The 11865-nt window shown below is 52.5% G+C and carries 12 protein-coding genes; 1 reads left to right on the forward strand and 11 read right to left on the reverse strand.

Annotated features, from left to right (window positions below):
* Together OXG87_20215 and OXG87_20220 are read right to left on the reverse strand one after the other, a co-directional pair.
* Window positions 1–208: hypothetical protein (locus OXG87_20215; GenBank protein MCY3871881.1), on the reverse strand; the 208-nt coding region annotated here is incomplete at its 3' end.
* Between the two features lie 12 nt (window positions 209–220).
* Entirely contained in the window at window positions 221–2116 is a 1896-nt protein-coding gene (locus OXG87_20220) for a DUF4955 domain-containing protein (protein ID MCY3871882.1), read from the reverse strand.
* A gap of 177 nt (window positions 2117–2293) precedes the next feature.
* Between OXG87_20220 and OXG87_20225 the strand changes: the two genes are divergently transcribed.
* A complete protein-coding gene (locus OXG87_20225) occupies window positions 2294–2521 on the forward strand; it encodes a hypothetical protein (protein MCY3871883.1) in 228 nt (75 codons plus the stop codon).
* 131 nt (window positions 2522–2652) lie between these two features.
* Here OXG87_20225 and OXG87_20230 read toward each other — a convergent pair whose 3' ends face one another.
* The 9 genes from OXG87_20230 to OXG87_20270 are packed head-to-tail and all read right to left on the reverse strand — an operon-like array spanning window position 2653 to window position 11857.
* Window positions 2653–3477: a phytanoyl-CoA dioxygenase family protein gene (locus OXG87_20230; protein ID MCY3871884.1), complete on the reverse strand. Its 825-nt coding sequence runs from the start codon at window positions 3475–3477 to the stop codon at window positions 2653–2655.
* A gap of 13 nt (window positions 3478–3490) precedes the next feature.
* Window positions 3491–4819 (reverse strand): aspartate aminotransferase family protein, encoded by a 1329-nt coding sequence (locus OXG87_20235; GenBank protein MCY3871885.1) that lies wholly within the window; start codon window positions 4817–4819, stop codon window positions 3491–3493.
* Window positions 4820–4832: 13 nt separating this feature from the next.
* The gene (locus OXG87_20240; protein MCY3871886.1) at window positions 4833–5582 is read right to left on the reverse strand and encodes an amidohydrolase family protein; all 750 of its coding nucleotides are present in this window, start codon (window positions 5580–5582) and stop codon (window positions 4833–4835) included.
* The gene (locus OXG87_20245; protein ID MCY3871887.1) at window positions 5575–6315 is read right to left on the reverse strand and encodes a hypothetical protein; all 741 of its coding nucleotides are present in this window, start codon (window positions 6313–6315) and stop codon (window positions 5575–5577) included. Before OXG87_20245 ends, OXG87_20240 begins: the two co-directional genes overlap by 8 nt.
* A 39-nt stretch (window positions 6316–6354) precedes the next feature.
* Entirely contained in the window at window positions 6355–7851 is a 1497-nt protein-coding gene (locus OXG87_20250) for a sulfatase-like hydrolase/transferase (GenBank protein ID MCY3871888.1), read from the reverse strand.
* Between the two features lie 8 nt (window positions 7852–7859).
* Window positions 7860–8276 carry a DUF126 domain-containing protein gene (locus tag OXG87_20255; GenBank protein MCY3871889.1) on the reverse strand — a complete coding sequence of 139 codons (417 nt, stop codon included), beginning with the start codon at window positions 8274–8276 and terminating at the stop codon, window positions 7860–7862.
* Window positions 8269–9519: an aconitase X catalytic domain-containing protein gene (locus OXG87_20260; GenBank protein MCY3871890.1), complete on the reverse strand. Its 1251-nt coding sequence runs from the start codon at window positions 9517–9519 to the stop codon at window positions 8269–8271. Before OXG87_20260 ends, OXG87_20255 begins: the two co-directional genes overlap by 8 nt.
* A gap of 10 nt (window positions 9520–9529) precedes the next feature.
* On the reverse strand, window positions 9530–10405 hold the full coding sequence (locus OXG87_20265; protein ID MCY3871891.1) for a phytanoyl-CoA dioxygenase family protein: 876 nt from the start codon (window positions 10403–10405) through the stop codon (window positions 9530–9532).
* A gap of 33 nt (window positions 10406–10438) precedes the next feature.
* Window positions 10439–11857: a hypothetical protein gene (locus OXG87_20270; GenBank protein ID MCY3871892.1), complete on the reverse strand. Its 1419-nt coding sequence runs from the start codon at window positions 11855–11857 to the stop codon at window positions 10439–10441.
* Window positions 11858–11865: the final 8 nt, after the last annotated feature.

Below are 11865 nucleotides of genomic sequence, written 5' to 3' on the forward strand. Positions count from 1 at the left end.
TCGCACCATCGCCATTTAGATCGTATCTTGCCTCATACATCTTTTGACCTTCCTGGGACCCAAACGCACCTACAAACAGCAAAAAGTCGGGAAAATCGACTACACCACTCTCATCGAAGTCGGGCGAAGGTGCTGCAAACAACAGTTGGACCAACAACGCGATGAGTATAATCGTAAACATTTGTGTTACACGCATTCGAAGTAGCATATTAAACTTATCCTAATAACAGCTATAAATATTTGAACTAAACGCTTTTGAATCCACAGGAAGTCCTATTCCCGAAGGCTTGCCTCTTGAGATTGTAAGTGGAATACTGCGAATCGTTTCCCACTCCGTGCGTAGATTTTCTACCCAGGCTGGCAAAGTTCCCAGACGCAATTCGAGTTGTGCGTCAAAAAGCGATTCCGGAGCAACCGCCTCGCCATTGGATTCCAAAACCTCGAGATCACTCTCATTAAAGGTCGCCGGATTGCCGTGAAATCCCACAATAATCGGAAACAAAAATTTGAGATACCCCTGCCAAAAATCATAGTGAGTAACATCGCCTCCGTGATTGTAATTCCAGAACACAAGACGCCGGAGATGATGTGGCTCAACCCCGCCACCACTGCTACCAGACAACCTGCCATTATTCACGAGGTCGTACAAATTTGCGTAGCTGGGATCGGTCTTATGGATATCAAGCGGCTGGTCTGGAGACATATCATAGCGGTAAATCACATTGCCCGTTGAGACATGACTCATACCCGTGCCATGATGCTGTCCTGGAATCGCACGGGTGTTTCTCTGAGCATCGATAAGAGGAGCCGTGCTATAAGGCGCCTGACCCGCAATATCTTCTGACAGCCCAAACCATATCCCGTAACTGCCCTGACTGTTAAAAGCAGTATGCCCCTTATTTCCCGCGATTGTAACCTGGTAAACCGATGAGGCAGCACTGACAGTAAAACCAATTGCACCACTGACATGCATGAAAGAGACGCGCCGAACCCAGGAATTGACACACCTGTTGAATGAGAGCGGCTTCCAGCCCGCATTGTGGATGAGATTCAGGTGATGGACAAATGACTCAAAAAACGACCCGTGAAAACTGATGTCCTCAACACCCACTTCTCCGACATGCGGCAAGGACTGCACTGCTGACCCTTGATTCACACGGGTATGCAGGGGTTCATTGAGGCGAACCCGATTGCCCTGAATCTCGGCAATGCTGTGTTCTTCCCGTATATCAAGCCCCACGTCGAAAAGTTCTGACAAGCCGGATGGCGAACGAGGGGCAATAAACGTATTAATTCCTTCTGCATCCCTGACAGTCATAGAAACCCAAATCCACTGACCGACTGAGAGCCTGGAAGCATTATTCACTGTAATCCAGAAAGTCTCTCGCTCCGCACTCTCTGTAATACGCGCTAAGGTAGAACGAGCGAAGCTAACAGGCTGGAAATGGAACATACGGGGCACAGCACCAGGCCTATCGGGAAGGGAAACCATGTAATTGACCATTCGGATAACCGTGCCTCCCCTTCGGCTACCGCTGCCTCGCAAAACAATATTGCTACTGTGGATATAGATAGGCTCGTTGTAACCCTCATCATTTTTATCCGCATCGGTATTGACGAGAAACTCACCTGGTGGAAAGAACACAACACCTCTGCCATTTTCCTCTGCCGCGGCAATAGCCGCCTGAATAGCAGGCTGATCAGATACATCATCATTGGGAATGGCACCATACGTCGTAACGTCAAAAACGGGATGCGCGACATCGGGAACGGGCTTATTGAAATAGTGATATCCCGAATAAGAAAAATCGGGTAAAATGGGTTCTGTCCCATACTCTTTCGCTTTCACAAACTGTTGATAGGTCGCCGCATTCTGAAAAAATTCCGCTGTTCTGCCAAAGTCGCTGGCAAAGAGCAAAAAATCGCCAAACCCAATCTCGCCATCGCCATTCAAATCGTATTTTGCATCATACCTCTCCTGACCTTCCCGAGTACCAAACGCGCTTACAAACAGCAAAAAATCGGTAAAATCGACCACACCACTCTCGTCAAAGTCCGGTGAAGGCACCGCAGACACCGGTTGGATCAACAGCGCGATGAGTATGATCGTAAACATTTGGGTTACACGCCTGTGCAATAACATATTAAATTCCTTCTATCAATCCTCTAACCACTCGATACAAAGCAACAGTGAGGGATAAGCCCCTTGCTACTCAATGAGACTTTTGCTATAATTCTACAAATGAATTGAAGAAAGGGCAAATAATTGGCACTGACATTTGAATGGGATGAAATGGGCACAGACACAGAATACGATTTTTCGGGTGGTGTTCGTGGAAAACACTATCAAGCGTATCGTCAGGGACATTCAGTAAAAATAGAAAAACGGGATGGATCAACAGAAGTCCACTATTTTACGCCCGCAGAAGGTTCTATCATGCTCGACCCGGATGTAAAACAACATTTTCCCAATTCTGAATCTGTGAATAAAGCTCTCCGATCATTGATTGCATCTACTTGAGAATATATTTGGTCGGTAGCGCTGAGACCTGTGCCTAACAAGATAAAGGGTCACTATAAATTGTAGTGACCCTTTTTGTATCCGGCCCTCACTCCATCCGCAGGAGAGAGATTGAGGGAAAGCCTGAAAGTTTAATCACTCAAGGCCTTAACAGAAGCCTGATTCTTTTTTGCCGCACGGTACGTTGGGAATACCTGCGGATAACGTTCGCCGGAAGCCGTCTGGCAGGCATCTCCATGGATGAAGGCAATGCTGAAGGCGCGACGGGGCCGATTTGTGGTATTCACAAGAGAAGAATGCAGCAGTTTGGTTTTGAAGAGAATGACTTCGCCTTTATCCATTTCCATGTAAGCCCGTTTTTCTTCTGGGGCATACTTTTGAATGTCATCTTCTCGATCAACCGTATGAATGGGACATTCCTTGTGTGAATAAGGAATCACAGTCAGGCAGCCGTTTTCCCGTGTCTGCGGATCGAGGGCGGTATAGATTGTGATTTCTTCGGGAATACTCAGGTTCCAACTGCGCCCATCCTGATGCCAGACAAGGGGTACGCCGCCTTCGGCCGGTTTATTAAAAAACATGGACCTGAACACGCCGACTTTCTCACCTATTTTTTTTCGCGTGATATGCCTGAAAAGAGGATGTTGGATGTATTTTAGAAACAAAGGGTCCATCTCCAGTTCCTGAATCTTCCGATACTTCAGGGAACTGCCCTTGTGCCTGGCAGTAAAACCGGTCATACCCTCTGCCCCTGAGGCCGAAGGGCAAAGCTGCAGGCGCATTCCCTCGTAGCGAATTTTGCCCAGCATGATCTCATTGATGCGGTCGCAAAGTCGGTCGATTTCCCCTTCTGATAATATCACACCCAGCCGAACATAACCAATCTCTTCCAGTTCCTGCCATTCGGCTCCGGTCAGTTCAGAGTTCTGTCTGAGGTTTGTACCAGTCATTGCCATTGGGATATCCTCTCTATACCTGTGAAGCAACCTCATCGAGGGCATTTCCAACCGATAGAATCAAACCGTCGATGTGCTCGTCCTGAGTCGGCAAACTGATCGCACACATAGTCAGACCCTGCCCGCAGAAATAGCCCTGATTGAGCAGAGACAGAAACACCGCGTGTGCCATTGCCTTATCCGACCGGGTCTGATCGCGATAATCGTGCAACCGGTCAATACCAAAGTGGATACCGAACACCGACCCCGTCACAACAACCTGCGCCATAACACCCCGTTCGGCGAACAAATCTTCCAGGCCAGTCTTCAGCCGATTCCCCAGACGGTTCAGATGCGCGTAAGCCTCGTCAGTCATAGACTCGAGCGTAGCGATCCCCGCAGCCATCGCCACCGCGTGACTGCTATGGGTACCACTCTGAAAAACAGGTGAAGCCCCACTGGAATTATCCACCAGATCCATAATATCTGCTCGCCCGCCAAAAGCCCCGACGGGAAACCCGCCGCCGATCATCTTGCCAAAACACGTCAAATCGGGCCTGACCCCCACATGACTCTGCAGGCCGCCCCTCGCCTGACGAAATCCGACAATCTCGTCGAGAATCAGCAAAATGCCGAGTTCCTCGGTAATCGCGCGCACCCGCTGGATAAAATCGTGCCGGATCGGAATAATACCCGCCTTTGGATCGAGAATCACACACGCCAGTTCATCCCGGTGGCGCGACAAAAGCCGCTCGACACTCTCCTCATCGTTATAGGGCAAAACAATCATATCATCAAGCGCGTGCGACGCCATACCCCCCGCACTGGGAACCGCATTGGGCGCAGACGCTTCGCCCGCGGATTCCAGGGGCGGAGCAGTGCTGATTTCCACAGCATCGTGACTCCCGTGGTAACCGCCTTCAAACTTCGCGATCTTCGGCCTGCCGCTGAAACACCTCGCCAGCCGGACGGCGTGCAATGTGGCTTCGGTCCCGGAACTGACAAACCGGATGCGCTCAACCGAAGATATGCGCTCGCACATCATCCGAGCCAACCGGGTCTCGACACCCGTTGCAGCGCCAAGCGCGATACCATCGACCAACTGCCGCTCCACCGCTTCTACGATCGCAGGATGGTTATGCCCCAGAACCTGCGCGGTATGGTGATTCGAGAAATCGACATAAGACCTGCCGTCAACATCTTCGAGCACACATCCCTCTCCCCGCCGCAGCGCGATCGGATACGGCGCAAAAAAATAGGCACCCTTGGCGGCACCGGCATTCACCGATCGACCATCCTCAAACATCTGACGGGACATCGGCGTCAATTCGCGGTATCTAACTTCAATAGTCTCTCGTGACATAGCACAATCTCCATCACAGTTTCAACAGACGTCTCGCATTTTCTCCAAGCACCAGGCGCTTCTCACAATCGCCAATCCTCGCGGTAATAATCTTTCCCAATTGCGTTCGCGGATCCATAAGCGGAACATCCGAACCGAAAAGTACGCGATCGGCACCCGCTTCTGCCACCAGCCTTTCGATCACACCAGGCTCGCGGAAAGTGGAACACGTCTCGACATAAACATTCGAAAACCGCTGCGCCGCTCGAATCGCCTGACTTCTGTACGGCTCGGAATTACCCGCATGCGCGATCACAAAATTCGCATTCGGATAGCGCCCGGCAATATCCTCAACATAAACGGGCCAACACGTCTCTTCCCCACCCGTATGCGAAATAATCGCCAGACCGCGGTCATCCGCGAACTGATAGACCGGATCCCACACCGGATCGTTCAACAGCCAGCGGGAATAGGGCGGGTAAATCTTAATCGCCAAAAATCCGAGCGCGTCAATCGCCCGTTCCAACTCCGGCACCATAAATTCGGGCATCAGGGGAGAAACATAGGCAAAGCCGATAAACCTCTCCGGATAGCGACCCACAAAAGCCGCAGTCTGATCATTGCCCGTCGCGCCATCTGGATGAAAGATATTGAACAGACAACAGCGATCAATGCCCACGACATCCATCGCGTGGAGAATCTCATCGGCATCATCGCCCATCTCAAAAATATCCCATCGGCCGACGTGCCCGTGAAAATCGATAACTTCCCAACCGTCAATCATAGAGAACCCGCTCCAGATTCGTCGCACAAATCAACCTGAGATCATCGTCCGATATCTCCAGATGATGGAGCGCGAACAGCATCGGACCCATCGCATATCGCGGAAAAAACGACCCGTACATCAAGCGTCCCGCACCAAACTCCCGAACGAGCTTCTCAATCCCGCAGATATTCTCATAACGGCTGAGTTCGAGAAACGCATTGGGCAACACCCGCATCATCGGACGGATCATCATTGAGTGCGTATAATGCGCGCCGACCAACACGACAGTCAGATCCGGATACCCACCCAGCGTATCGACGATCTCGGTCGGAGGCGTATCCGCCAGCGATATCCAGAGAGGAATACCCTCAGCACCCAGCCAGGCGAGCAAATCACCGTAAAGCCATGAAACAAATGGCAACCTGCATTCCTCGGTATTGTGCAACCGAACGCTCGAAACGACACCATCCCGGTGGAAATCGCACAACTGCCCCAGCGAACCGGAATCGCACCCGGCGACGAACTGGGGAACCAGCGCGTCATTTTGCCCCGTCAACCCTGCGAGCGAATCATTCCCCTGCATCGGACTAATCCATTCGCCTTGAACGGAATAGACAAGCGCGCGATCAATCCCGTGGCGCGCCATCTCCTCGAGCAACTGATCGGGTGAATCGACATGAGATCGCCGGTCGTGGCGATTGCCGACCCCGACATTGGCATCAAATACGGGAACGCGAGATTTGAAAGACAAAGACATCGTGTATAACCCAATTCGGACGTAAAAACACAATCACCCATCGCCCCGCGCAACGACCTCCGACCAGGGAACGCCATGATGGATATCCTGGTGCGCCTGAGACCACGTCTCCGTATCATAACCCGGAACATCCGCCGGATTCAACCCCTCTATGAGCGGACCGTGCATAAGCGGCGGACAGGAACGGAAGCGCAACAAATCAATCAGCAACTTCTCCCGGACCTCGCGGTAATCGGGATCATCCCACCGGTTGACGAGTTCCCCCGGATCAATGCGGTGGTCGTAGAGTTCGCTCTCATCTCCCGTAATATCCAGCGTAATCCGAAATTCCTCCGTACGCATCGACATATGGTGATACGCCTTGACGTGTTCGCACAACACAGCCTGCTTATTCCAGAAATCCCTGCCCTGAAGAGTGGGAATCAGACTCCTGCCCTGAACCGTATTGGGCGCATCAATACCCAGAATATCCATCAACGTGGGATAGAGATCAACGGACTCCACAAACCCATCAAAAACCTCCCCCTTCGGCAACGCCGCGGGATAGCGCAGAATAAACGGCACCCGGTGGATACACTCGTAAAATCCGAGATTTTTCCAGATAAGGCCGTGTTCGCCGGCAAAATCGCCGTGATCTGCCGAATAAATGACAATGGTCTCCTCAAGAACGCCCTGAGATTCCAATTCTTCGAGAATGCGCCCGATCTGCTCATCAATCAGGGAGACCAGCCCGTAGTAATGGGCAATGCACTTCTGCAGATGTGCCCGATCCCTGGGCCTGAACGGATAGGGAAGCTCCCCCCGTTTGGCCTGTTGCTGGCGTTCGGACTTGCCCTCAAACGCGTCCGCTGCATTATCCGGCACCGTGACCTCCTCGGGATCGTACATGCGATCAAAAGGCGCAGACACAGTAAGCGGGTCGTGTGGTCTTGAAAAAGAGATACACGCGAAGAAAGGTTTGCCCTTATCGCGCTCCCGAAGATATTTGACAGACTCATTCCCACACCAGACCTCGACCGAATGTTCCAGTGGCAGCGGCGAAGTCACCGCACATTCGGGGTGCCGTGCCCATTTTTTGGTCAGGTCAAAATCATCCGCCACCCCGGCTTCGACCAGACTGCGGAAATAATCGCAACTCAGCGGGTCATCGGGCAGGGCGTCGGTCATGTGGTCAAAACGGTGATAATCGAACTCGCGGCGGGGCCAGTGGACGCCGATATGCCCCTTGCCGATGATAGCTGTCTGATACCCCACCCGCTTCAATGTAGATGTGATCGGATTCAGGTGATCGGGCGGCTCGTCAGTATTATTGTGCCGCCGGTGAAAATGCTCGTACATCCCCGTCATATAGGAAATCCGGGACGGACCACAGTGCGCGCTATTGCCATACGCCCGCGAAAACCGCACCCCCTCGCGCGCCAGGCGATCCATATTCGGCGTCCGAAGCAGGGACTCCCCGGCACAGGACATCGTGCGCGCATTGTGCTGATCGGTCAAAATCCAGAGAATATTCGGTTGTCCAGATGCCATTTATCTCCTCACTTTCGCGTTACCCTCAGCACACCCTCATCGGCATCCACCACCACGTGGTCACCCGTAGCGATCAACTCAAAAGGATCCCGCTCCAGCTCTGTCATCATCGGAATCTCATTGACAATACATCCGAGCGCAGCCAATCCATCCACCTCCACATTGACAAAAGCCGCAGGCGCATTGCCCTCCAACTGTGCCAGATTCAAAACCATAGGCGTACCCGAAGAACCTTTGGTCGAGCGAATAACCAGCACGCGCCCACCCAGAGAAATCCCCTCCAGAGGATGCCCCACGCCAATCACCTTGCCCGTAATTGCATCCACCTCGCCCCAGAACGACAGCGTCGTATCAGCCACCAGTGCCTCTCCCTCTGCATATCCCTTAACCACACCGTGCCCTCTGATATCAATTGTATCAGCCATCTCCGAGCCACCTCCCGGCAACTGCCGCGCGTATGCAAGCATCCGTCTTGGCAATAATCACTTCTGCACCCACCATCCCCCGCGCGTAGTGCGCCTGCTTAAAACCGTGGGTCACAATGCGCTTCGCCGGAATCCGCATATTTGTAGGACAGGTATCGCAAAGAATGCGCCCGCCAGCCGCCTCGATAATCTCAGTATATCCCATCCTGTCTGCATTCCCCTTGGTACCCCGCGCCGTATCGATCCACAGGCGCACGCCTTCCGCCACCTTTTTCCCCTTCAAAAGAGCGGCAATCTTCGACAATTCATTAATAGACGCATGCGGGCAACCCAAAATTACCGAATCGATTTCATCTCCCGTGCGCACCCGCAAAGACTCATAAGTCTCCCTCAACGTCTCCGCATCAAACGTCAGATAATCCTCGGGAACATCCCCCTGAAAAGCCGCATCTATCGTGGGCGCTTCTGGCGTAACCCCGGCGATATGACACATCGTCACCCCGCCCGAAGTCGCCAGAGCCGCACACAGTTGCTTGGCCTCGTCCTGAGAGGGCCGTCGTATGCCATTGAACACCGGAATACCCAGACCTGCCGCCTTCCCCGCAAAATAGCCCAGCGCGCCCCAATCGGGCGGATCCTCCAACTCCGCCGTCACCTCTATCCGAAGCGTCCCCTTGCGATTCTCATCCAGCAACACGCCAAACTCCGGAACCAGACCCAGAAGCGAAGCTGCAATCGCGCTCTCCGTACCGTGCCGAGTAGTCCGCGCGCCCAGAATAGAATTGGCATAAACCACCGCAGACGACTCCGTCCACGCCAGAATCTCGTCCTTGAGCGGCACATTGCCCACCAGATACGGAGCACAGGTAAAAGTGGGAATAAACCCCGCATCCGCAGCCAGAACCGCCAGATCCTTCTGCATCTGCACCTGTTCGGGATCATTTTCCGGCACATCCACATCGTCCAGAGTCACAAACGCCGCATGCACCGTACAGGTACATCCGGGATGCGTCCCGTGGGAACACGCCTCCACGAGATCGGCCATATATCGATCCATCGTCTCTCTGGACGCCCCCTGAGCCATCAAATTGGGCACCGGCAGCAAAGCGTGTGTATTATCCACCTTAACCAGCCGTTTTGCCCCCATCACCTCGCCCCACTCAACCAGCCAGCGCATGCATTTTGCCAGATAGTCTCCCCGCGACCCATCCAGAACCGCCTGCTGTTCTCCTGTCAGTTCCATAAAACCCTCCTCAATTGCCGAACGGATCAATACCCGCCAACTCGTAATTCCTGATCCAGTCGTGATGGGACCGCGCCACGCTCTCCGGATTGACCCGGCTTCGAGCGATAAAACCCGGCACATTCTCACGGCCAGTCGGAAGCCCAATTCGGCTATAGCGGACATCCAGACTCCACCTGACCGAATTTGTCGTATGCGGAGTTGATCGATGCAAAACGCGCTCCATCGTCAACAATACATCGCCCACATCCACCTCGCAGGTCACGACCTCAGAATCTGGAAGCTCGCTTTCGAAGACCCCTTTAAAGTGGGGTGTCCGATAATCATGCGGCAAAAGACCGACCCGATGGGAACCGCGAAGCACCTGCAAACAGCCATTATCAGCCGTCGCCTTAACCAGTGGGATCCAGAAATTGACGAACAGCGTCTCCCCCGCATCCTCCGGTATGAGATACGCCAGATCCTGATGCCACGGCACCACGGTCGCTTCCAGATCTGGCAATTTTGCGCGCAGATTGGACTGCGGATGGGCAAAAATTTCAGGACCGATCAGAGATTCAGTCGCATCCAGTATAGCGGGATGCGTCCTGAGCGCAAACATCCCGGGCGTCTTAAACCTCTTCCCCTGAAAATTCTTCCAGATCCGCTCTGGATCCGAACAGGCATTCGACACCAGAGCCAATCGGGTCTCAAAAGACGCGTCGGGAAAGGTATCCTCTGGATCGAGCAATCCCTCATCCACCGCCGCGCCCACCACCTCGTCAATTTTAGCAACAACTTCATCGACAAACGGCTGATACGCTTCTTTGGGAAGCTGATCGCGGACGATCAAAAAACCATCATCGTGGAACTGCGCCACCTGTTCCACACTCAGTCCATATTCCATGGGAAACCCTCCAATCAAATGAAAAATCACCCTTCACAACACCGCCAATATTTTCCCCACCTCATCCTCAAAAATCATCTGCCACTCAGGCGCCAGCATACAATCGCTATCTTCTTGTGCACCACCTCGATTTTTGAGTTGCTCTGCCGTTGGCGTATAATAGATATAGCCATTTGTAACACCCGCGACAAAAGTAAACTTATGCGGAGACTTTTTCTTAATATTGAGACCGATCTCCACCGACAACTCACCCGGAAACGTCACCAGAACAAATTCTCCAACTCTCAAACCCATCATCTCAACTTCAATTGTACTCTCTCCAGCAGCCACATTCCGCGCCTGATGTTTTTTTAGCAAATCCAGATTGATCTGGATCCTCGTCAATTGCTCCATCGCGTAAATATTCTCAATATATCGGTCCATATTCGCTCTATTTTCGGCATCCAGCTTCTTCAAACCATCTCTCCCCATCATCTCCTCATGCAAATAACGATGAGAATAATAAGAAGGAAAATCGCGGGAAAGATTGTATTTCACATACAGAGGAATAAACGTCTTCAAATTGAGACTCGTCCCCTTCAGAGCCTGAAGCAATTGCATCTGTTCCGCCTGTAGAGATTCGATACGCTCTGAGAGATCGGCCCTCGGCAGTTCAATAGTCTCACGGATAACCTTCAACTCCCCACCCTCACTACTGGGGATCTTCTTCAATCCCTGCAACGTACTGAGACCCAGCATATTTCCCAGAACCTCGGCATCCCGGGGATTATTGACATCCTTGTACAAAATCGGATTGACATCACCCCCGCATCCCTGCAAAAACAGCGCAATCGTATCCTCGCTCAAATTATCCTCAATCACCTTTGACGCAAACCCGGAAATATCCGCCGTATTCTCTCTGCTCGGCACCTCCAGAATCGGATGACACGCAAAATTGAAAACAACCGCCAGCGTCTCTCCATCCTCCCTGTCCAGCCGGAGAATGCCAATCTCCGGATCAACTGGCCCAACCGAAGCGACCGCCTCATCGGACGGGAGCGAATACGCGTGACGAACATCGGCTTCCTTTCCATTCTTCAGCACAAGCCTGCGATTCTCCATAATCCTGTCCTCGCAGCCAGTACCAGCACCCACACTTACAGGAACCATATTTTGCCACGCCTCCACGACCGCCTGAACAGTTCGCGCTTCCACATCTGCACACACCTTACCATGACAATGGCTGGCATTGATCAGAATACGCGCAGAATCGAGATTTAACTCCCTGTTCAATTGCGAACGCACATTGGCGAGAAAATCATTTTTGATAGAACCGATCTCAGCTATAGCCACCGCATCTACAGTCACAATAACAGCTATCTCATCACCAGAACTCAGCACCAGAGCTTTGACATAAAGCGGGTCATTGGCCGGCCCTGCGGTTGTGGTGGAACCGAACGCCACCACGGTGATCGAGCCTG

This window comes from Gemmatimonadota bacterium, assembly GCA_026706845.1.
Lineage (GTDB): Bacteria > Latescibacterota > UBA2968 > UBA2968 > UBA2968 > VXRD01.